At 70.6% G+C, this 21,858-nt stretch carries 18 protein-coding genes; 10 read left to right on the plus strand and 8 right to left on the minus strand.

Going from position 1 to position 21,858, the window contains the following annotated elements:
• The first annotated feature begins 113 nt into the window (after nt 1–113).
• From LCH29_RS11275 to pgi, 7 genes are all read left to right on the plus strand, one after another.
• Entirely contained in the window at nt 114–3,095 is a 2,982-nt protein-coding gene (locus LCH29_RS11275) for a M14 family zinc carboxypeptidase (protein WP_446461552.1), read from the plus strand.
• Nucleotides 3,096–3,269: 174 nt separating this feature from the next.
• Complete coding sequence (gene gap / locus LCH29_RS11280; protein ID WP_123108006.1) at nt 3,270–4,274, plus strand: type I glyceraldehyde-3-phosphate dehydrogenase; 1,005 nt, start codon at nt 3,270–3,272, stop codon at nt 4,272–4,274.
• A gap of 80 nt (nt 4,275–4,354) precedes the next feature.
• Nucleotides 4,355–5,557: a phosphoglycerate kinase gene (locus LCH29_RS11285; protein ID WP_446461553.1), complete on the plus strand. Its 1,203-nt coding sequence runs from the start codon at nt 4,355–4,357 to the stop codon at nt 5,555–5,557.
• A gap of 5 nt (nt 5,558–5,562) precedes the next feature.
• Nucleotides 5,563–6,339, plus strand: a complete 777-nt coding sequence (gene tpiA / locus LCH29_RS11290) for a triose-phosphate isomerase (protein ID WP_446461554.1) — start codon at nt 5,563–5,565, stop codon at nt 6,337–6,339.
• 129 nt (nt 6,340–6,468) lie between these two features.
• Entirely contained in the window at nt 6,469–6,696 is a 228-nt protein-coding gene (secG, locus tag LCH29_RS11295; protein ID WP_039942143.1) for a preprotein translocase subunit SecG, read from the plus strand.
• 215 nt (nt 6,697–6,911) lie between these two features.
• Nucleotides 6,912–7,247 (plus strand): RNA polymerase-binding protein RbpA, encoded by a 336-nt coding sequence (locus LCH29_RS11300; protein WP_009718803.1) that lies wholly within the window; start codon nt 6,912–6,914, stop codon nt 7,245–7,247.
• Between the two features lie 152 nt (nt 7,248–7,399).
• Nucleotides 7,400–9,052 (plus strand): glucose-6-phosphate isomerase, encoded by a 1,653-nt coding sequence (pgi, locus tag LCH29_RS11305; protein ID WP_446461709.1) that lies wholly within the window; start codon nt 7,400–7,402, stop codon nt 9,050–9,052.
• Nucleotides 9,053–9,118: 66 nt separating this feature from the next.
• Here the strand turns inward: pgi and pgl are convergent, their stop codons facing one another.
• From pgl to tkt, 5 genes are read right to left on the minus strand one after another with little or no spacing between them, the layout of a single operon-like run.
• A complete protein-coding gene (gene pgl / locus LCH29_RS11310) occupies nt 9,119–9,901 on the minus strand; it encodes a 6-phosphogluconolactonase (protein WP_446461555.1) in 783 nt (260 codons plus the stop codon).
• On the minus strand, nt 9,898–11,103 hold the full coding sequence (gene opcA, locus LCH29_RS11315) for a glucose-6-phosphate dehydrogenase assembly protein OpcA (RefSeq protein WP_446461556.1): 1,206 nt from the start codon (nt 11,101–11,103) through the stop codon (nt 9,898–9,900). The genes pgl and opcA overlap by 4 nt, the downstream gene beginning before the upstream one ends.
• Nucleotides 11,100–12,626: a glucose-6-phosphate dehydrogenase gene (gene zwf, locus LCH29_RS11320; RefSeq protein WP_446461710.1), complete on the minus strand. Its 1,527-nt coding sequence runs from the start codon at nt 12,624–12,626 to the stop codon at nt 11,100–11,102. Before zwf ends, opcA begins: the two co-directional genes overlap by 4 nt.
• Before the next feature lie 5 nt (nt 12,627–12,631).
• Nucleotides 12,632–13,750, minus strand: coding sequence for a transaldolase (gene tal, locus LCH29_RS11325; protein WP_446461557.1), 1,119 nt, complete (start codon nt 13,748–13,750; stop codon nt 12,632–12,634).
• Between the two features lie 47 nt (nt 13,751–13,797).
• Nucleotides 13,798–15,876, minus strand: coding sequence for a transketolase (gene tkt / locus LCH29_RS11330; protein ID WP_446461558.1), 2,079 nt, complete (start codon nt 15,874–15,876; stop codon nt 13,798–13,800).
• Nucleotides 15,877–16,225: 349 nt separating this feature from the next.
• Here tkt and LCH29_RS11335 point away from each other — a divergent pair, with 349 nt between their 5' ends.
• The 3 genes from LCH29_RS11335 to LCH29_RS11345 all read left to right on the plus strand — a co-directional run bounded on the left by LCH29_RS11335 (nt 16,226) and on the right by LCH29_RS11345 (nt 18,891).
• A complete protein-coding gene (locus tag LCH29_RS11335) occupies nt 16,226–17,191 on the plus strand; it encodes a heme o synthase (protein WP_446461559.1) in 966 nt (321 codons plus the stop codon).
• 56 nt (nt 17,192–17,247) lie between these two features.
• A complete protein-coding gene (locus LCH29_RS11340) occupies nt 17,248–17,583 on the plus strand; it encodes a hypothetical protein (RefSeq protein WP_446461560.1) in 336 nt (111 codons plus the stop codon).
• Between the two features lie 141 nt (nt 17,584–17,724).
• Nucleotides 17,725–18,891: an amidohydrolase gene (locus tag LCH29_RS11345; protein WP_446461561.1), complete on the plus strand. Its 1,167-nt coding sequence runs from the start codon at nt 17,725–17,727 to the stop codon at nt 18,889–18,891.
• Here the strand turns inward: LCH29_RS11345 and LCH29_RS11350 are convergent.
• From LCH29_RS11350 to LCH29_RS11360, 3 genes are all read right to left on the minus strand, one after another.
• The gene (locus LCH29_RS11350) at nt 18,831–19,856 is read right to left on the minus strand and encodes a COX15/CtaA family protein (protein WP_446461562.1); all 1,026 of its coding nucleotides are present in this window, start codon (nt 19,854–19,856) and stop codon (nt 18,831–18,833) included. The two genes, LCH29_RS11345 and LCH29_RS11350, sit on opposite strands and share 61 nt — an antisense overlap.
• A gap of 87 nt (nt 19,857–19,943) precedes the next feature.
• Complete coding sequence (locus LCH29_RS11355) at nt 19,944–20,717, minus strand: ABC transporter permease (protein WP_446461563.1); 774 nt, start codon at nt 20,715–20,717, stop codon at nt 19,944–19,946.
• The gene (locus tag LCH29_RS11360) at nt 20,714–21,640 is read right to left on the minus strand and encodes an ABC transporter ATP-binding protein (RefSeq protein WP_123099618.1); all 927 of its coding nucleotides are present in this window, start codon (nt 21,638–21,640) and stop codon (nt 20,714–20,716) included. The genes LCH29_RS11355 and LCH29_RS11360 overlap by 4 nt, the downstream gene beginning before the upstream one ends.
• Between the last annotated feature and the right edge of the window lie 218 nt (nt 21,641–21,858).

Here is a 21,858-nt window from a genome sequence, read left to right on the forward strand (position 1 = left end):
GGGTGGTCACACCATCGGATCATCGGCGCGAGTCGCTGTTGACATGGCCATGTGCCGACATGAGGCTTATGCGTCGGTGCACCCACACGTCGGAACGACACGCAGGGGGGCTCATGAAGACACGCACGGCCGGATGGAGACGCACGGCGAGAGCGGTCGGCTCGGCCGCGGCACTGGCTTCCTTAACTCTCACCGGACTGGCCGCCACACCCGCGGCCCACGCTCGACCCGCGGCCGACAGCGCGGGCGAGACGCTCACCGTATGGACCGCCCAGGTCACCCGGGCGCAGATCCCGCTGCTGCTGAGGGCGGGTGTGGACGGCACGGAACTCGGCACGCAGGTGCCCGAGAAGGGCGCCGGACCGGTCGAGCTGTATCTGACCGGCACTCAGGCCGCCGCGCTGCGCGGCCAGGGCGTGGCGCTCACCGAGAAGAAGCTCTCGCAGCGGACCCTGGGCCGCGTGAAGGCCGCGGGCGACGGCGTCTTCCGCCCGTACAGCGGCGACGGTGGCCTCCGGCAGGAGATCGTCCGGACCGGGCAGACGCATCCCGGTCTCACCAAGGTGGTCAGCATCGGCAAGACCACCCAGGGCAAGGACATCCTCGCGCTCAAGCTCACCAAGGGCGCAGCGAAGAGCCGTGACGGCAGCAAGCCGTCGGTGCTGTACATGTCCAACCAGCACGCCCGTGAGTGGATCACCCCGGAGATGACCCGGCGGCTGATGCACTACTACCTGGACCACTACGGCAAGGACGACCGCGTCACCAGGATCGTGGACCGCACCGAGCTGTGGTTCGTGCTCTCCGCCAACCCGGACGGCTACGACTACACGCATCAGAGCCCGGCCAACCGCCAATGGCGCAAGACCCTGCGGGACAACAACGGCGACGGCAAGATCGCCCCCGGCGACGGCGTCGACCCCAACCGCAACTTCCCCTACAAGTGGGGCTACGACAACGAGGGGTCGTCCGCCGAACCGGCCGACGAGACCTACCGCGGCCCCGCCCCCGGATCCGAGCCCGAGACCAAGGCGCTGGACCGCTTCCAGAAGCGCATCGGCTTCACCTACGGCATCAACTACCACTCGGCCGCCGAACTGCTGCTCTACGGCGTCGGCTGGCAGGTCGCCACCCCGACCCCCGACGACGTGCTGTACAAGGCGCTCGCGGGCACCCCCGAACACTCGGCGATCCCCGGCTACCACCCGCAGGTGTCCTCGGAGCTGTACACCACCAACGGCGAGGCCGACGGCCACGCGGCCAACGTCAACGGGATGATGATGTTCACCCCGGAGATGTCGACCTGTCAGGCCGCCTCCGACGTCGACCCGAACGACGCCTGGCAGCCGCGCGACTGCGCGTCCGTCTTCACCTTCCCGGACGACGAGAAGCTGATCCAGCAGGAGTTCGCCAAGAACATCCCCTTCGCGCTCTCCGTCGCCGAGACCGCCCGCCACCCCGACCAGCCGTCGTCATCGGTCGGCATGACCGCGCCCGACTTCACCCCGGACGCCTTCACCACCTCCTACGCCCGCGGCGCCGCCCAGGACGTCTCCGTCACCGCCCGCAAGAGCGTCCGCGCCAAGACGCTCGCGTACCGGGTGAACGGCGGGCGCACCCACACCGCGTCCCTGCGGCCCTGGAAGGGCGGCGAGACCTACGGCGGCGAGGACAACATCCACTTCGACCGGTACCGGGCCGCGGTCAGGGGCGCGGACCCCGGCGACACGGTGAAGGTCTGGTTCACCGGCCGTACGAGGGGCGGCGAGCGGACCGCGAGCGAGCCGTTCACCTACACCGTCGCCGAGCGGCCCCGCGCCGACACGCTGGTGATCGCCGAGGAGGGCGGCGCCTCACCGGCCCGGCACCTCGCCGCGTACACCGACGCGCTCGCCCGGAACGGCCGCAAGGCCGCCGTCTGGGACGTGGCCACCCAGGGGGCGCCGTCCGCGCTCGGGGTGCTCGGTCACTTCAGGACGGTGCTCTGGTACACCGGTGCCCAGAAGCCCGGCGGCGCCACCCTGCTCGCGGTGCGCGACTACCTCAACGAGGGCGGCAAGCTGATCACCACCGGTGAGCAGGCGGGCGGCAGCTCCGTGGTGGGCCCGGCCGACACCGACGACTTCAGCCAGTACTACCTGGGCGCCGACGGCCGCACCACGGTGCAGTCGCCGCCCGTGTACGAGGGCGGCGGGGCGCTCGACGGCACCTCCGCGACCCTCGGCGACGCGCCCGGCAACCCCCTGGACGCCGCGGGCGCGTACACCGTCACCTCCGATGTGCTGCCGCCGGAGGACTTCCCGCAGTTCCGCAGCGCGGGCGCGGGCGCGTACTCCGGCGCGCGCACCCCGTACCAGCCCTACGAGGGCGAGTGGATGGCCGCCGCCGTCCACCGGAACAGCTCCTGGACGCGGCTGTCCCGCACCGTCGACCTGACCGGGGTGGGCGCGGGGGACGAGCCGAGCCTGACCTTCCGGCTCAGCTACGACACCGAGCCCGGCTACGACCATGTGATCGCCGAGGCGCACACCGTCGGCGAGGACGACTGGACCACGCTGCCGGACGCGGGCGGTGCCGGCTCGGGCAAGGTCCCGGCCGAGTGCGAGGCGGGCTTCCTGCTGACCACCCACCCGTTCCTGAAGCGCTACCTGACGGCCGCCGACGACGGCTGCCGCGCCGAGGGCAGCACGGGCGCCTGGAACAGCTTCACGGGCTCCTCGGGCGGCTGGAAGCCGGTCACCCTGGACCTGAGCCGCTACGCGGGCGAGAAGGTCGAACTGGCCCTGTCGTACGTCACCGATTCGAGCATCGGCGGCCGCGGCGCCTTCGTCGACAGCACCGCGCTCGTCACCGGCGGCGACACGCGGGACGCCGAGGGCTTCGAAACGGCGCTCGGCCCCTGGTCGGTACCGGGGCCGCCGGCGGGCAGCCCCGCGAACGCGGCGGACTGGACGCGCTCGAAGGAGCTGTTCCGTACCGCGGCCGCGGTCACCACCCGGGACACCGTGCTGCTCGGCTTCGGCCTGGAACACGTCCGGGACGCCGCCCAGCGGGCGTCGCTCGTGAGGAGTGCGCTGCGTGCGCTGCGCCGTTGACAGAGCGTGACGAATCGTGACTGAATCGGCGGCCCATGCCCCTTTCCGGTGGTCATGGGCCGCCGAACGCCAATGTCACGGACGTTCCGTGATAGCGGTAGGGTCGGAGGCGGTCGGGGATTCCCAAACAGCTCGCCGGCGTCCAGACCGGCACACCAACGAGGAGATCGGTTCGTGACGATCCGCGTAGGCATCAACGGCTTTGGCCGCATCGGTCGCAACTATTTCCGCGCGCTCCTGGAGCAGGGCGCGGACATCGAGATCGTCGGTGTCAACGACCTGACCGACAATGCCACCCTGGTGCACCTGCTGAAGTACGACTCCATCCTCGGACGGCTGAAGCACGAGGTCAGCCACACCGAGGACACCATCACGGTGGGCAACCAGACCTTCAAGACCATGGCCGAGCGCGACCCGGCCGCCCTTCCGTGGGGAGAGCTGGGGGCCGACATCGTCGTCGAGTCCACCGGCATCTTCACCAAGCGTGACGACGCGGCCAAGCACCTGGCCGCGGGCGCCAAGAAGGTCCTGATCTCCGCGCCCGCCAAGGACGAGGACATCACGATCGTGATGGGCGTCAACCAGGACAAGTACGACGCGTCCCAGCACGACGTCATCTCCAACGCCTCCTGCACCACCAACTGTGTGGCGCCGATGGCCAAGGTTCTCGACGAGAACTTCGGCATCGTCAAGGGCATGATGACGACGGTCCACGCGTACACCAACGACCAGCGCATCCTTGACTTCCCGCACAAGGACCTGCGCCGCGCCCGCGCCGCCGCGGAGAACATCATTCCGACCTCCACCGGCGCCGCCAAGGCCACCGCCCTGGTCCTGCCGCAGCTCAAGGGCAAGCTGGACGGCATCGCGATGCGCGTCCCGGTCCCGACCGGCTCGGTCACCGACCTGGTCCTGGAGCTGGACCGCGAGGTCACCAAGGACGAGATCAACACCGCCTTCCAGAAGGCCGCCGAGGGTCAGCTCAAGGGGGTCCTGGAGTACACCGAGGACCCGATCGTCTCCTCGGACATCGTCAACTGGCCGGCGTCCTGCACCTTCGACTCCTCCCTGACCATGGTCCAGGGCAAGCAGGTCAAGGTCGTCGGCTGGTACGACAACGAGTGGGGCTACTCCAACCGCCTCGTCGACCTGACCGTCTACGTCGGCGGCCGGCTCTGACCCTGCCGCGATGAGCGAGAACGGGGCCCGCTACGGCACACGTCGTAACGGGCCCCGTGCCATGAACAAGGAGTCACTCTGTGAAGACGATTGACGATCTCCAGGTCGACGGGAAGCGGGTCTTCGTCCGCGCCGACCTCAACGTCCCGCTCGACGGCGGGACGATCACCGACGACGGCCGGATCCGCGCCGCCGTGCCGACCATCTCCGCGCTCCTGGACGCGGGCGCCAAGGTGGTCGTCGCCTCGCACCTCGGCCGCCCCAAGGGCGCGCCCGACCCGCAGTTCTCGCTCGCCCCGGTCGCCGAGCGGCTCGGTGAACTCCTCGGCAAGCCGGTCGCGTTCGCGACCGACACCGTGGACGACAGCGCCCGGGCCACCGTCGAGGGGCTCGCAGCGGGCGAGGTCGCGCTGCTGGAGAACCTGCGCTTCAACGCCGGTGAGACGGCCAAGGACGACGCCGAGCGCGGCGCCTTCGCGGACCGGCTCGCCGCCCTCGCCGACCTCTACGTGGGCGACGGCTTCGGCGCGGTGCACCGCAAGCACGCCTCCGTGTACGACCTCCCGGCGCGGCTGCCGCACGCCGCGGGCGGGCTCATCGCCACCGAGGTCGACGTCCTGAAGAAGCTCACCGAGGACGTCCGGCGGCCGTACGCGGTGGTCCTCGGCGGCGCCAAGGTCTCCGACAAGCTCGGCGTCATCGACCACCTGCTGGAGAAGGCCGACCGCATCCTGATCGGCGGCGGCATGGCGTACACCTTCCTCAAGGCCCAGGGCCACGAGGTCGGCAAGTCGCTGCTCCAAGAGGACCAGGTCCCGGCCGTCCAGGACTACCTGCGGCGGGCGCAGGAGCGCGGCGTGGAGTTCGTGCTGCCCGTCGACGTCCTCGCGGCGGACGGGTTCCCGGACCTGAAGACCAAGGCCCCGGCGCATCCGCAGGTCGTCCCCGCGGATGCCATCCCGGCGGACCTGGAGGGGCTGGACATCGGTCCGGACACCCGCAAGCTGTACGCCTCGAAGCTCGCCGACACGGCCACCGTCTTCTGGAACGGCCCGATGGGCGTCTTCGAGCACCCCGATTACGCCGACGGCACCAAGGCCGTGGCCCAGGCGCTCCTCGACAGCCCCGCCTTCACCGTGGTGGGCGGCGGCGACTCCGCCGCGGCCGTCCGCATCCTGGGCTTCGACGAATCCGCTTTCGGCCATATCTCGACCGGCGGCGGAGCGAGCCTCGAATACCTCGAGGGCAAGACGCTCCCCGGCCTCGCCGCACTGGAGGACTGAACACCGTGAGTGACCGCACCCCGCTGATGGCGGGCAACTGGAAGATGAACCTCAACCACCTCGAGGCCATCGCCCACGTCCAGAAGCTCGCCTTCGCGCTGGCAGAAAAGGACTACGAGGCCGTCGAGGTCGCGGTTCTGCCGCCCTTCACCGATCTGCGGTCGGTGCAGACCCTGGTCGACGGCGACAAGCTGAAGATCAAGTACGGCGCCCAGGACATCTCCGCGCACGACTCCGGCGCGTACACCGGTGAGATCTCCGGCCCGATGCTCTCCAAGCTGAAGTGCACCTATGTGGCCATCGGCCACTCGGAGCGCCGCCAGTACCACGCCGAGACCGACGAGATCTGCAACGGCAAGGTCAAGGCGGCCTTCCGGAACGACCTCACGCCCATCCTGTGCGTGGGCGAGGGCCTGGACGTCCGCAAGGCGGGCCAGCAGGTGGCGTACACCCTGGCGCAGCTGGACGGCGGCCTCAAGGACGTCCCGGCCGAGCAGGCCGAGACCATCGTGATCGCGTACGAGCCGGTCTGGGCGATCGGCACCGGCGAGGTCGCCACCCCCGAGGACGCCCAGGAGGTCTGCGGGGCCATCCGCGGCCGGCTGGCCGAGCTGTACAGCCAGGAGCTGGCCGACAAGGTCCGGATCCAGTACGGCGGCTCGGTGAAGTCCGGGAACGTGGCGGCGATCATGGCGCAGCCGGATGTCGACGGCGCCCTGATCGGCGGCGCCGCGCTGGACGCGGACGAATTCGTCAAGATCGTTCGATTCCGCGACCAGTGAGTAGGTCCTGAGCCTGGCCTCGTCGTACTCTGTCGGGGGTCGTGGTGGCGCATTTCGCGCCTCCCCGGCCCCCGTCTCCCGTAAGAAACCGTCCGTAACGAGCCCGAGAGAGTTGGTCCAGCTGTGATCATGGGGTTTTCGATCGCCCTCATCATCTTGAGCCTTTTGATGATGATGCTGGTGCTCATGCACAAGGGGAAGGGCGGGGGTCTGTCCGACATGTTCGGTGGCGGAATGCAGTCCTCCGTCGGTGGCTCTTCGGTCGCTGAGCGCAACCTGGACCGCATCACCATCGTGGTCGGGTTGCTGTGGTTCGTCGTCATCGTCGTGCTCGGCCTGTTGATGAAGCTCGACTGACGTTCGACCGAAGCGCGGTCGGGGCCCGATTCCGGCCCGATAACTGACGTACCGTCGTCAGTGCGGCGGATTCGCGGCCTATCATGGAGTGGCGTCCTCAAGGCGGGTGTAACTCCTCTCGATGGACGCGCGTTGGGCCTTTCGTAGTCTGGGGCGCCGGGCAGCGGGGCCGCCATTCGATGCTTCGCGGCACCATCACGCAGGGAGTTACGACCGTGGCAAGTGGCAACGCGATCCGTGGAAGTCGGGTCGGAGCGGGGCCGATGGGAGAAGCCGAGCGAGGCGAATCGGCGCCGCGCCTGCGCATCTCCTTCTGGTGCTCGAACGGGCACGAGACCGTGCCGAGCTTTGCCAGCGACGCGCAGATCCCGGACACGTGGGACTGCCCCCGCTGTGGCTTCCCGGCCGGCAAGGACCGGGACAACCCGCCGGACCCGCCCCGCACCGAGCCGTACAAGACGCACCTCGCCTATGTGCGGGAGCGGCGCAGCGACGCCGACGGCGAGGCGATCCTCGCCGAGGCGCTCGCCAAGCTCCGCGGCGAGATCTGAGCGGAGCCCAGCGACAGCGCGCGACGACGGCCCGGCCGGGCACCCCTGACGGGGGTGCCCGGCCGGGCCGTTGTCAGTGCCGCGGGCTACCGTCAATTAGGTTGGTGGACAACGGGGGCCAGGCACCGATGAGAAGTGGGCTGATGTCCGAGATGAACGCAGAAGGCCGCACCAGGCTCGATCAGCTGCCGGAGTGGAGCGCACTGGCCGAGCACCGCAAGGCGCTGGGCGACGCGCATCTGCGCGAGCTGTTCGCCAACGACCCGGAGCGCGCGAGCAGGTTCACGCTCCAGGTCGGCGATCTCCATGTCGACTACTCCAAGAACCTGGTGACGGACGAGACGCTGCGGCTGCTGCGCGAGCTGGCGTCGGCGACCGGAGTGGCCGCCCTGCGGGACGCGATGTTCCGCGGTCAGAAGATCAACACCACCGAGAACCGCGCGGTGCTCCACACCGCGCTGCGCGCGCCCCGCTCGGCGGTCATCACGGTGGACGGCGAGGACGTCGTCCCCGAGGTGCACGCGGTCCTCACCAAGATGAGCGTGTTCGCCGACCGGATCCGGGCCCGGGACTGGCACGGCCACACCGGCAAGCCCATCAAGAACATCGTCAACATCGGCATCGGCGGCTCGGACCTGGGCCCGGCGATGGCGTACGAGGCGCTGCGCGCCTACACCGACCGCGAGCTGGTGTTCCGCTTCGTCTCCAATGTGGACGGCGCCGATCTCCATGAGGCGGTGCGCGACCTGGACCCGGCGGAGACGCTGTTCATCGTCGCCTCCAAGACCTTCACCACCATCGAGACCATCACCAACGCCGTCTCCGCCCGCGAGTGGCTGCTGAGCGGGCTCGGGGCCGGTGAGGAGGCCGTCGCGAAGCACTTCGTGGCGGTGTCGACCGCCGCGGAGAAGGTCGCCGAGTTCGGCATCAACACGGACAACATGTTCGAGTTCTGGGACTGGGTCGGCGGCCGGTATTCCTACGATTCGGCCATCGGCCTCTCCCTGATGGTCGCCATCGGCCCGGACTGCTTCCGCGAGATGCTGGCCGGGTTCCACCTCGTGGACGAGCACTTCGCCACCGCCCCGCCGGAGCAGAACGTGCCGCTGCTGCTCGGCCTGCTGGGCGTCTGGTACGGCGACTTCCACGACGCCCAGGCGCACGCCGTCCTGCCCTACAGCCACTACCTGTCCAAGTTCACCGCCTACCTCCAGCAGCTGGACATGGAGTCCAACGGCAAGTCGGTGGACCGGGAGGGCGAGCCGGTGCGCTGGCAGACCGGCCCGGTGGTCTGGGGCACCCCCGGCACCAACGGCCAGCACGCCTACTACCAGCTGCTCCACCAGGGCACCAAGCTGATCCCGGCCGATCTGATCGGCTTCGCCAAGCCGGTGGACGACCTGCAGCCCGGGCTGGTCGCCCAGCACGATCTGCTGATGGCCAACCTCTTCGCCCAGGGGCAGGCGCTGGCCTTCGGCAAGACGCCGGAAGAGGTCGCCGCCGAGGGCGTGCCCGCGGAGCTGGTGCCGCACAAGACCTTCCCGGGCAACCGCCCCACCACCACCATCCTGGCCGCCGAGCTGAGCCCGTCCGTGCTCGGCCAGCTGATCGCCCTCTACGAGCACAAGGTGTTCGTGCAGGGCGCCATCTGGAACATCGACTCCTTCGACCAGTGGGGCGTCGAGCTGGGCAAGGTGCTGGCCAAGCGGGTCGAGCCCGCGCTGACCGAGGGCGCCGAGGTGCCGGGGCTCGACGCCTCCACGGCCCGCCTCGTCGCCACGTACCGCTCGCTGCGCGGCCGCTGAGCCGCCCCTGAACGCGGCGATCCCCCGTGCGCACGCGGGCGCACGGGGGATCCGGGTGAAAGAGCCCTACGGCGAGGCCGGCGGGTACAGCCCGCGCGGCAGACCGCTCGCCGCCGCCCGGTCCAGCAGCCACAGGGTGCGGCTGCGGCCGTACGCGCCCGCCGCCGGGGCCTGGATCTCCCCGGCGCCCGACAGGGCGATGGTCACCGCCTTCGCCTTGTCCTCACCGGCGGCCAGCAGCCACACCTCCCGCGCCGCGCGGATCGCGGGCAGCGTCAGCGAGACCCGGGTCGGGGGCGGCTTGGGCGCGCCGCGCACCGCGACCACCGTCCGCTCGGTCTCCCGGACGCCCGGCAGCTCGGGGAAGAGCGAGGCCACATGGGTGTCCGGGCCGACGCCCAGCAGCAGCACGTCGAAGGTCGGCGCCGCGCCGTGGTTCTCCGGCCGCGCGGCGCGGCCCAGCTCGATGCCGTACGCCTCCGCGGCGGCCTCCACATCGCCGCCGTGCGGACCGTCGGACGCGGGCATCGGGTGCACCCGCGCCGGGTCCAGGTCGACCGCGTCCAGCAGCGCCTCCCGGGCCTGGGTGACGTTGCGGTCGGGGTGGCCGTCCGGCAGGAACCGCTCGTCGCCCCACCACAGGTCCAGCCGCGACCAGTCCACCGCGTCGCGCGCGGGGGACGTGGCGAGGGCGGCCAGCAGACCGTTGCCGTTGCGGCCGCCGGTCAGGACGACGGAGGCGGAGCCCCGGGCGGCCTGGGCGTCCACGATCTTCGTGATCAGCCGGGCCGCGGCCGCCTGGGCCATCAGCTCCTTGTCGCGGTGGACGACGACCTGCGGAGCGCTCACTTCTCCGCCTTTCCGTTGCCCTTTCCCTCGGCCTTTCCTCCCGGCTTCAGGTCCGAGGGCTTCGGAGCCTGAGGGGCCGCAGGGGCTGAAGGGGCTGAAGGAGCCGAAGGGGCCGCCGGTGGCTGGGCCGGGGCCTGCGGCGGGGCGGGAGTGTTCGTCGGGGACGGAGCCGAGCCCGGGTCGCGCGTCGGCAGCGGCGGCCGGGGCGGGGCCGGGGGCACGGGCGCCTCGGCGGTCGCGGTGGCGGTGCCGCCACCGCTTGCCGCCGCGGTGCCGCCGCCGTTCAGCTTGTTCACGCCGAACTTCACCGAGATCGCGTACATCTCGTCCGGGTCGAGGCGCCGCAGCTCCTCGGCGATCAGCTCCGACATCTCCCGCCGCTGGAGCGCGACGTGCCGGTCCGGCTGGCCCGGCATCGCCAGCTCGGCCAGCGCACCGTCGGCCCGGTCCAGGCAGATCACGCCGTCGGCCGTCTCCAGCCGCACCGCGGTCAGCCCCGGGCCCTCGGAGATCTGCCGGTCGACCGGGACCCGCAGCCGCTCGGCGAGCCACAGCGCGAGCAGCTCGCTGCTCGGGTTGTACGCCTCGCCCTCCACGACCGCGGAGGTGATCTTCGAGTGCTTCTGGTCCAGCGCGGCCGCCAGCACACTGCGCCACGGGGTGATCCGGGTCCACGCCAGGTCGGTGTCGCCCGGCGTGTACGTCTCGGCCCGCAGGCCCAGCGTGGCGACCGGGTCCTCGGTGGCCTGGGCGTCGGTGATGCGGCGCTGGGCCAGCTGCCCCAGCAGGTCCTTGGCGGGGTGCTCCGGGGCGTCCTCGGGCCACCACACCACGACCGGGGCGTCCGGCAGCAGCAGCGGCAGGACCACCGAGTAGGCGTGGTTGGCGAGTTCGCCGTGGAGCCGCAGCAGGACCGTCTCACCGGTGCCGGTCTCGCCGCCGACCCGGACCTCGGCGTCCATCCGGGCCATCTTGCGGTCGCGCGGCGAGCGGCCCGGCCGCTTGATGACGACCAAGATGCGCGAGGGGTGTTCCTTGGAGGCCTCACTCGCGGCCTTCAGCGCGTCGTAGTGGTTGCCCTCGTCGGTGACGATGACGAGGGTGAGCACCATGCCCACGGCCGGGGTACCGGTGGCCCGGCGCGCCTGGACCAGAGCGGAGTTGATCCGGCTGGACGTGGTGTCCGTGAGATCGATGTTCATGGCCGCCGCCAGCTCCGTCCGTCTCGTGCGAGCATCTCGTCCGCGGCCTTCGGCCCCCAGGTACCGGCCGTGTACTGCTCGGGCTTCCCGTGCTTGTCCCAGTACTCCTCTACGGGATCGAGGATCCGCCAGGACTCCTCCACCTCCTGGTGGCGCGGGAAGAGGTTCGCGTCGCCCAGCAGGACGTCGAGCAGCAGCCGCTCGTACGCCTCGGGGCTGGACTCGGTGAAGGACTCGCCGTACTGGAAGTCCATCGTCACATCGCGGATCTCCATGGAGGTGCCGGGCACCTTGGAGCCGAACCGGATGGTGACGCCCTCGTCCGGCTGCACCCGGATGACCAGGGCGTTCTGCCCCAGCTCCTGGGTGTCGGTGGCATCGAAGGGGGAGTGCGGGGCGCGCTGGAAGACCACGGCGATCTCGGTGACCCGGCGCCCCAGCCGCTTGCCGGTGCGCAGGTAGAAGGGGACGCCCGCCCAGCGGCGGTTGTCGATCTCCAGCCTGACCGCGGCGTAGGTGTCGGTCTTCGACTGCGGGTCGATGCCGTCCTCTTCGAGGTAGCCGCGCACCTCCTCGCCGCCCTGCCAGCCGTGGGCGTACTGGCCGCGCACGGTGTGCTTGCCCAGTTCGCGCGGCAGCTTGACCGCGGTGAGCACCTTCAGCTTCTCGGTGACCAGCGCCTTGGCGTCGAAGGAGGCGGGCTCCTCCATGGCGGTCAGGGCGAGCAGCTGGAGCAGGTGGTTCTGGATGACGTCCCGGGCGGCGCCGATGCCGTCGTAGTAGCCCGCGCGGCCGCCGATGCCGATGTCCTCGGCCATGGTGATCTGCACGTGGTCGACGTAACTACGGTTCCACAGCGGCTCGAACATGGTGTTGGCGAAGCGCAGCGCCAGGATGTTCTGGACCGTCTCCTTGCCCAGGTAGTGGTCGATCCGGAAGACATCGCTGGGGCGGAAGACCTCGTGGACGACCTGGTTCAGCTCCTGGGCGCTCGCCAGGTCGTGGCCGAAGGGCTTCTCGATGACGGCACGCCGCCAGGAGTGGTTCTGCCCGTCGGACAGCCCGTGCTTCTTGAGCTGCTGCACCACGTTGGGGAAGAACTTGGGCGGCACGGAGAGGTAGAAGGCGAAGTTGCCGCCGGTGCCGCGGGCCTTGTCCAGCTCCTCTATGGTCGCCTTCAGCTTCTCGAACGCCTCGTCGTCGGAGAACTCCCCGGGGACGAAGCGGAATCCCTCGGCGAGTTGCTGCCAGACCTCTTCGCGGAACGGGGTCCGCGCGTGTTCCTTCACGGCATCGTGGACGACCTGGGCGAAGTCCTCGTTCTCCCAGTCGCGCCGGGCGAAGCCGACGAGCGAGAAGCCCGGCGGCAGCAGGCCGCGGTTGGCCAGGTCGTAGACGGCGGGCATCAGCTTCTTGCGGGACAAGTCACCGGTGACCCCGAAGATGACCAGGCCGGACGGCCCCGCGATCCGCGGGAGCCGCCGGTCCTTCGGGTCACGCAGCGGATTGCTGCTGATGGTCAAGGTGTTCACGCCTCCGACGGTGCGAGGCGGTTCAGCTCCGCCTCGGTGGACTTCAGCAGGTCGTTCCAGGACGTCGCGAACTTCTCGACGCCCTCGTCCTCCAGAAGCTTGACGACCTCGTCGTACGAGACGCCGATCGAGGCCAGCGCGTCGATGTCGGCCTGGGCCTGCTCGTAGCCGCCGGCCACCGTGTTGCCCTTGATCTCGCCGTGGTCGGCGACCGCGTCGAGGGTGGCTTCCGGCATCGTGTTGACGGTGCCCGGGGCGACCAGCTCGTCCACGTACTGGGTGTCCTTGTAGGCCGGGTCCTTGACGCCGGTCGAGGCCCACAGCGGACGCTGCTTGTTGGCGTTGGCCCGGTCCAGGACGGCCCAGCGGTCGGAGCCGAAGACCTCCTCGTACGCCTGGAAGGCGAGCCGGGCGTTGGCGATGGCGGCCTTGCCGCGCAGCGCCTTGGCCTCGTCGGTGCCGAGCTTGTCGATGCGCTTGTCGATCTCGGTGTCCACGCGGGACACGAAGAAGGACGCCACCGAGTGGATCTTGGAGATGTCGAGGCCGGCCGCCTTCGCCTTCTCCAGACCGGCCAGGTAGGCGTCCATGACCGCGCGGTAGCGCTCCAGGGAGAAGATCAGCGTGACGTTGACGCTGATGCCCAGGCCGATCACCTCGGTGATCGCCGGGAGTCCCGCCTGGGTGGCCGGGATCTTGATGAAGGTGTTGGGGCGGTCCACCAGCCAGGCCAGCTGCTTGGCCTCGGCGATGGTGGCGGCCGTGTTGTGGGCCAGCCGCGGGTCGACCTCGATGGAGACCCGGCCGTCCTGGCCGCCGGTCGCGTCGTGGACCGGGCGCAGGATGTCGGCGGCGTCCCGGACGTCCGCTGTGGTGATCATCCGGACGGCTTCCTCGACGGTGACCTTGCGGGCCGCGAGATCGGTGAGCTGCTGCTCGTAACCGTCGCCGCCGGAGATCGCCTTCTGGAAGATCGACGGGTTGGTGGTGACGCCGACGACGTGCTGCTGGTCGATCAGTTCGGCGAGATTGCCGGAGGTGATCCGCTTCCGGGAGAGGTCGTCGAGCCAGATCGCGACGCCTTCGTCGGCCAGCCGCTTGAGTGCGTCTGTCATGGGGTGTGTCTCCTGTTGCTCGTCGCTGTTCAAGTCGGATGCGGGCGTCACCGCCCGGCGGCGTCCAGGGACTCGCGGGCGGCGGTGACCACGGCGTCGGCCGTCAGGCCGAATTCCCGGTAGAGCACCTTGTAATCGGCGGAGGCGCCGAAGTGCTCCAGCGAGACGATGCGGCCCGCCTCGCCGACGTAGCGGTACCAGGTCAGACCGATACCGGCCTCGACGGCCACGCGCGCCTTCACGGACGGCGGCAGCACGCTGTCGCGGTACCCCTTGTCCTGCTCTTCGAACCACTCGATCGAGGGCATCGAGACGACGCGGGTCGGCACACCGGCGGCCTGGAGCTGCTCACGCGCCTCGACGGCGAGCTGGACCTCGGAGCCGGTGCCGATCAGGATCACCTGCGGCTGGCCGCCCTCGGCCTCGAACAGGACGTAACCCCCCTTGGCGGCGTTCTCGTCGGCCTCGTACGTCGGCACGTTCTGCCGGGTGAGCGCGAGGCCGTGCGGGGCCGGGTTGTCGCCGTGGCGGCGGGTGATCTCGCGCCAGGCGATGGCGGTCTCGTTGGCGTCGGCCGGGCGGACGATGTTCAGGCCCGGGATGGCGCGCAGCGCGGACAGGTGCTCGACCGGCTGGTGGGTGGGGCCGTCCTCGCCGAGGCCGATGGAGTCGTGCGTCCACACGTAGGTGACCGGCAGCTTCATCAGCGCGGCCAGCCGCACGGCCGGGCGCATGTAGTCGGAGAAGACGAGGAACGTACCGCCGTAGACACGGGTGTTGCCGTGCAGCGCGATGCCGTTCATGGTCGAGCCCATGGCGTGCTCGCGGATGCCGAAGTGGATCGTCCGCCCGTAGGGGTCGGCCTCCGGCAGCGGGTTGCCCTTGGGGAGGAAGGACGAGGACGCGTCGATGGTGGTGTTGTTGGAGCCCGCGAGGTCGGCCGAGCCGCCCCACAGCTCCGGGAGCACCCCGCCGAGTGCCTTCAGCACCTGGCCGGACGCCTTGCGGGTGGCGACGTCCTTGCCCGCCTCGAAGACCGGCAGCGCGCTCTCCCAGCCCTCCGGCAGCTCACCGGCGGTGATGCGGTCGAACTCGGCGGCGCGCTCGGGGTTGTTGTTGCGCCACTCCTGGAGCTTCTTGTCCCAGGCGGCGTGCGCCTCGCGGCCGCGGTCGACCAGCCCGCGGGCGTGGTTGATGACCTCGGTGTCGACCTGGAAGTGCTGCTCGGGGTCGAAGCCCAGGACCCGCTTGGTGGCGGCGACCTCGTCGGCGCCGAGCGCGGAGCCGTGGGACGCCTCGGTGTTCTGCGCGTTCGGCGCGGGCCAGGCGATGATCGTGCGGGCGGCGATGATCGAGGGGCGCCCGGTCTCGTCCCGCGCCGCCTTGAGCGCCGCGTACAGCTGCTCGATGTCGAAGTCGCCGCTGGCCGCCTGCTCGATGCGCTGGACGTGCCAGCCGTACGCCTCGTACCGCTTCAGTACGTCCTCGGACAGCGCGGTGGCGGTGTCACCCTCGATGGAGATGTGGTTGTCGTCGTACAGCGCGACGATGTTGCCCAGCTTCTGGTGTCCGGCCAGCGAGGACGCCTCGGCGGAGATGCCCTCCTCCAGGTCGCCGTCGGAGACGATCGCCCAGATGGTGTGGTCGAACGGGGAGGCGCCCTCGGGCGCCTCCGGGTCGAAGAGACCGCGCTCGTAGCGGGCGGCCATCGCCATGCCCACCGCGTTCGCGATGCCCTGGCCGAGCGGCCCGGTCGTGGTCTCCACACCGGTGGTGTGGCCGTACTCCGGGTGGCCCGGGGTGAGGCTGCCCCAGGTGCGGAAGGACTTCAGGTCCTCCAGCTCCAGGCCGAAGCCCGCCAGGTAGAGCTGCACGTAGAGAGTCAGGCTGGTGTGCCCCGGGGACAGGACGAAACGATCACGGCCCGCCCAGTCCGCGTCGGAGGGGTCGTGCCGCATGAGCTTCTGGAAGAGAAGGTACGCGGCGGGCGCGAGACTCATGGCCGTGCCAGGGTGGCCGTTACCGACCTTCTGTACGGAGTCCATGGCCAGGACCCGGGCGGTGTCCACGGCCCGCTGGTCCAGATCGGTCCATTCAAGGTCTGTGGTAGTCGGCTTGCTGCTCACCCTGAGTCAGGGCTCCTCTCCACAATGTCGCTGTCCGGTGACCGTGTGCACACCGGCGAGGTCGAGCCTACCCCTGTAAGAACGGTCATCTTTTCGAGTTCCACTCAACGTCCTACGAAACGAATCTCAAGGTCGCGGCATTCCCTCCGAGTTCTCTCCGAGGGCCATGGAATACGGCGTTCCGGAACGTGTACGGGGCGTCCGCGCAGGTCTTCGAGGGGCATCAACACGACCCGACCCCGGCGGCAGGCGGCGTATCCGCTACGTCTAGAGTGGCGTGGTACGCGCAAGTCTTTACCGGGGTTTCATCTCCGGTGCTTGCTGGTTCTTGCTTCCACCAGGGGTGTGCGTGACGGCCGTCGAATCCCGTCCTGCGGGGGTGCTCGAAACGAGCGAATCGAGCCTCGGGCAGCGGCTTCCGGGCCGCCGGCCGCTCGGGGCCCGGGTCAAGGCGTTCGTGACGCTGACCAAGCCGCGCGTCATCGAACTGCTGCTGATGACCACGGTGCCGGTCATGTTCCTGGCCGCCCAGGGCGTCCCGGACCTGTGGCTGGTCCTCGCGACCTGCGTCGGCGGCTATCTGTCCGCCGGTGGCGCCGCCGCGTTCAATATGTACTACGACCGCGACATCGACGCGATGATGGACCGCACGTCGCAGCGTCCCGTGGTCACCGGCATGGTCTCGCCGCGCGAGTGCCTGGTCTTCGCGTTCTCGCTCGCCGTCGTGTCCACGGCCTGGTTCTGGGTTCTGGTCAACCCGCTGTCCTCGATGCTGGCACTCGGTGCGCTGGTCTTCTACGTCGTCGTCTACACGATGTGGCTCAAGCGGCGTACCTCGCAGAACATCGTCTGGGGCGGCATCGCGGGCTGTATGCCGGTGCTCATCGGATGGTCGTCGGTCACCAATGAGGTCTCCTGGGCCGCGGTGATCCTCTTCCTGGTCATCTTCTTCTGGACGCCGCCGCACTACTGGCCGCTGTCGATGAAGGTCAAGGAGGACTACGAGCGGGCGAGCGTGCCGATGCTGCCCGTCATCGCGGGCAACAAGGCGGTCGCCCGGCAGATCGTCCTCTACAGCTGGGCCATGGTCGGCGTCTCGCTGCTGCTGTGGCCGCTCGGCTACACCGGCTGGTTCTACCCGGTCGTGGCGACCGTGCTGGGCGCGTTCTGGCTCAAGGAGGCGCACGGGCTCCAGGCGCGCGCCCGGGCCGAGATCACCGGCGCGAAGCTCAAGGAGATGCGGCTGTTCCACTGGTCCATCACCTATGTCTCGCTGCTGTTCGTCGCCGTCGCGGTGGACCCCTTCCTGCGCTGACCCTTCCTGCGGTGCTCCCCTTCCAGCCGTGATTACTGGCGGGTAGCATCGGTGGTATGGCAGATACCACGCAGGCGTCCCCCAAGGACGAGAAGCGGGCCCAGCGACTCGCCCACCAGATCACGGCCTTCGCCAAGAGCCACGGCGGCAGCGCCGAGGGGCAGCTCGCCCACATCGGGCGCGGCACCGTCCGGATCGCCCTGGTGGGCGCCAACGGGGAGTGGGGCACCCTCGTCGCCCCCTCCCAGGAGACGGCCCGCCGCGCCGTGGAGATCGCCGGGCTCGCGCTGAGCGACGACTTCGACGGCGAGCTCGCCGCGAAGGTCCGTACGGGCCCGTACGAATGGAAGCGGATGGCCGGTATCCAACTGGGCGGCCCCCGCAACCCCTGAACCGCCGGAGACTCTCCCGCCGGACCGGCACAATGGGGCCGCGCCCGCACAGGGGGTATCCGCCGGACCTCGACCGGCGACACCTCGTGCGGCATCCGGGCGTTAAGCCCTGCGATGCCGGAGGGCGAGGAGGCGGCGGCGATGGACGAGGCGACGGGTTCCCCGGACACCCTGGGGCCTTGCGAACACGCCCCGGGGCCCGTCGCCGGCCCGGTGCCCCGGGACGGACCGGGCGTGGAGCTGCCGCCGCTGGTCGATCAGCACGGCCACGGCATCGTCCACGGCGAACTGGGCCTCGGCTCGTTCGAGACGCATCTGGCCACCGCCGCGGGATCGGGCCCGGCCCCGGCGGGGACCACGTACTTCGACAGCTGGACCGGGCTCGCCGTACGCCGCTGGTGCCCGCCGCTGCTGGGCATGGAGCCGCACTGCACGCCCGTGCGCTATCTCGCCCGCCGCCGCGAGCTGGGCGCCTACCGCGCCGCCCGGCTGCTGCTGCGCGGCGCGGGCATCGGCACCTTTCTGCTGGAGTCGGGCGCCCCGAGCGACCTCACCTCGCCCGCCGAACTGGCGGTGGCCGCCGAGGGCCGGGTCCACGAGGTCGTACGGCTCGAACCGCTGGCCGAACAGGTCGCGGACACCTCGGGGACGGTCGACGCGTTCATGGGCAACACCGCCGAGGCCCTGTACGCCGCCGCCCAGCACGCCACCGCCTTCGCGCTGGGCATCACCTTCTGCGACGAGGCCCCGCCCGACCCGCGCGAGGTACGGCGCGCGGCGGCCCGGCGGCTCTCCGCGCGCCCGGTCCGCAACCGCGCGCCCCACCCCGTACTCGCCCAGCACCTGCTGTGGAGCGCCGTGGCGACCGGGCTGCCGGTGCAGCTGCACTGCGCCGATCCGCGGCCGCTCCTCGGCTTCCTGCGCGCCACCGCCGGATTCGGCACCGACCTGGTGCTGCTGCCCGACCGGCCGCACCACCGCCGCGCGGCCCAGCTCGCCGCCGTCTTCCCGCACGTCTACGCGGACGCCGGGCCGCGGCCCGCGGAGACGCTGGGCGAGGCGCCGTTCGGCAAGCTGCTGTTCTCCACCGGTGCCCGAGCGCTGCCCGAGCTGTATGTGACCGCCGCCCGGCTGTTCGGCCAGGCCATGGACCGGCTGGCGGCCGAGTGGGTCGCCGACGGCATCTGTACGAGGGCGGAGGCCCGGCGGATCGCCGGGCTGGTCGGGGCCGGGACGGCGCGCCGGGTCTACCGGCTGGACGCGGCGGGCTCGGGCGCCGGGGCGGGGTCCGCCGGGGTCTCCGGCTGAAGCGGTTCGCGGTCGCCCGTGGGGCCGGGCTCCGGAACGGCGGCGAGCGCGGGGCGCTCGCGCTGCGCGAAGAACACCCGCAGGACCGCGATCCACACCAGGCAGGACCCGAACATGTGGACGCCGACGACCACCTCGGGCAGGCCCGTGAAGTACTGCACGTACCCGATCACGCCCTGGAGGAGCAGCACGCCCAGCAATTCGAGCACCGTACGGCGCACGGCCGCCGGGGCCTGCACGGCGCGCAGCACGAACCACAGGGCGACGGTGAGGCCCAGCACGATGTAGACGAAGTCCACGTGCAGCTGGGTGATTTCCTGCCAGTCCAGCGGGATCCGGTGCACCTCGCGGGCGTCACCGGCGTGCGGGCCGGAGCCGGTGACCACGGTGCCGAGCAGGATCAGCGTCAGGGTCGCGCCGACCAGCAGCCAGGTCAGCTGGCGCACCGGCCGGGCCACCAGGTCGTGCGGCGCGCCGTCGCCCTCGCGGGAGCGCTGCCAGACCAGCATCGCGATCGTGAGGAGCGCGGTGGCCAGCAGGAAGTGCGAGCTGACGATGTACGGGTTCAGGCCGGTGAGGACGATGATGCCGCCGATGACGGCGTTGCTCATGATCAGCCAGAACTGGACCCAGCCCAGCCGGGTCAGGGAGCGGCGCACCGGCTGGTGGGCCCGGGCGGCGATGATCAGCAGGCCGACGAACGCGCACAGCACGTACGTCAGCATGCGGTTGCCGAACTCGATGGCGCCGTGGATGCCCATGTCGGCGGTGGGCGTCAGGCTCCCGGAGGTGCACCTCGGCCAGGTGTCACAGCCCAGCCCGGACTCGGTCAGCCGCACCGCGCCCCCGGTGACGACGATGACCACGGCCATCACCACGGTGGCGAGCGCGGCGCGCTCCACGAAGCGCGCGGAGGGCTGCCAGCGCCGGGCGATCAGCTCGAACGGATTCAGCGAATTCGGCACGGAGCCATCGTAGGACGGAGCTTGTGCAGCTTTTCACGAGGGTCCCGGTTACCGGGGGACACGAGGTTCACGTACCCCGGAAGCCCCTCACTCCCAGCGGAAGAACCGTGCCGCCGCCCCGAGCCCCAGCACCGCCCACACGGCCAGGATCCCCAGGTCCCGCCAGGGCATCCCGGCGCCGTCCTGGAGGACGTCCCGCAGCCCGCCGGAGAGCGCCGAGATCGGCAGCAGCTCCAGGACGCCCCGTACGGCGCCCGGGAACTTGTCCAGCGAGACGATCACCCCGCCGCCCACGAGCAGCAGCAGGAAGACCAGGTTGGCGGCGGCAAGCGTCGCCTCGGCCTTCAGGGTGCCCGCCATCAGCAGCCCGAGCCCGGAGAACGCGGCGGTGCCGAGGATCAGCAGCAGCACCACGGCGAGCGGGTCGCCCTGCGGCGACCAGTCCAGCGCGAAGGCGATCGCGGTCAGCAGCACGATCTGGAGGATCTCGGTGACCAGCACCGCGCACGTCTTGGCGGCCATCAGCGCCCAGCGGGGCAGCGGGGAGACGGCGAGCCGCTTGAGCACGCCGTACCGCCGCTCGAAGCCGGTCGCGATCGCCTGTCCGGTGAAGGCCGTGGACAGGACGGCGAGGGCGAGCACACCGGGCGCGAGGAAGTCGACGGCGTTCCCGGGGACGCCGGTTTCGACGATGTCGATACTGCTGAAGAGCACCAGGACGAGGGACGGGATGACGACGGTCAGCAGCAGCTGTTCGCCGTTGCGCAGCAGCATCCGGGTCTCCAGCGCGGCCTGCGCGCGGATCATCCGGAGCAGCGGTGCCGCCCCCGGCTCGGGGCTATAGGTGCCTGTGGCGGTCACGCGCGCAGCTCCTTACCGGTGAGCTCGAGGAAGACGTCCTCCAGGGTGTGCCGCTCGACCGAGATGCGGTCGGGCATGACGCCGTTCTGTGCGCACCAGGAGGTGACGGTGGCCAGCATCTGCGGGTTGACCTTGCCGGTGACCCGGTAGCCGCCGGGGGTCAGCTCGGCGGCCGTGCTGTCGACGGGCAGCGCCTTGAGCAGCGAGGCCAGGTCGAGCGCGGGGCGGCCGCTGAAGCGCAGGGTGTTCTCTGCGCCGCCGCGGCACAGCTCCTCGGGAGTGCCGTGGGCGATCACCTTGCCGCCGTCGATGATGGCGACGTGGTCGGCGAGCTGCTCGGCCTCGTCCATGTAGTGCGTGGTCAGCACGACGGTCACGCCGTCGCGGCGCAGATCGCGGACGAGGTCCCAGGTGGCGCGGCGGGCCTGCGGGTCGAGTCCGGCGGTGGGCTCGTCGAGGAAGACCAGTTCGGGGCGGCCGACGACGGCCATGGCGAGCGCGAGCCGCTGCTGCTGGCCGCCGGAGAGCCGCCGGTAGGTCGTCCGGCCGCAGGAGCCGAGGCCGAGCCGGTCGATGAGGTCGGGGACGTCCAGGGGATGGGCGTGGAGGGAGGCGGTGTGGCGCAGCATCTCTTCTGCACGCGCCCCGGAATAAACCCCTCCGGACTGGAGCATGACGCCCACCCGCGGCCGCAGCGCCGCCGCGTCGGCGACCGGGTCGAGGCCGAATATGCGGACCGTCCCGGCGTCGGGGCGGCGATATCCCTCGCAGGTCTCGACGGTGGTGGTCTTGCCGGCGCCGTTGGGACCGAGGACGGCGCTCACGGTGCCGCGGCCGACGGACAGGTCGAGCCCGTCGACGGCGGTTTTCGAGCCGTACCGTTTGACCAGGCCGACGACGTCGACCGCGGGCTCTTCTCGCATGCCCGGCAGTCTACGAACGGCGGATGGGGCCGTGGGCGGCAGGGCCGGAACGAACCGCTGGCCGGGGCCGGTACGAGACCCCTCCCGAACCCCTTCCGACGAGCCGGGCAGCGGCATCGTCGCAGGTCACACTTAGGTTCACCTAAGTGACGCACTCCACCGGAAGGTCCCTCCGCTCTCGCTTGTACCTTGCCGGGGAATTACGCAACAATGGCGTT

The organism is Streptomyces sp. BRA346 (genome assembly GCF_052851135.1).

Bases quoted from the DNA above. Each gene is read 5' to 3' on its own strand.
- LCH29_RS11275 (WP_446461552.1), top strand. From the start codon at position 114: ATGAAGACACGCACGGCCGGATGGAGACGCACGGCGAGAGCGGTCGGC.
- secG (WP_039942143.1), top strand. From the start codon at position 6,469: ATGGGGTTTTCGATCGCCCTCATCATCTTGAGCCTTTTGATGATGATG.
- pgi (WP_446461709.1), top strand. From the start codon at position 7,400: ATGAACGCAGAAGGCCGCACCAGGCTCGATCAGCTGCCGGAGTGGAGC.
- opcA (WP_446461556.1), bottom strand. From the start codon at position 11,103: ATGAACATCGATCTCACGGACACCACGTCCAGCCGGATCAACTCCGCT.
- tal (WP_446461557.1), bottom strand. From the start codon at position 13,750: ATGACAGACGCACTCAAGCGGCTGGCCGACGAAGGCGTCGCGATCTGG.
- LCH29_RS11340 (WP_446461560.1), top strand. From the start codon at position 17,248: ATGGCAGATACCACGCAGGCGTCCCCCAAGGACGAGAAGCGGGCCCAG.
- LCH29_RS11345 (WP_446461561.1), top strand. From the start codon at position 17,725: ATGGACGAGGCGACGGGTTCCCCGGACACCCTGGGGCCTTGCGAACAC.
- LCH29_RS11360 (WP_123099618.1), bottom strand. From the start codon at position 21,640: ATGCGAGAAGAGCCCGCGGTCGACGTCGTCGGCCTGGTCAAACGGTAC.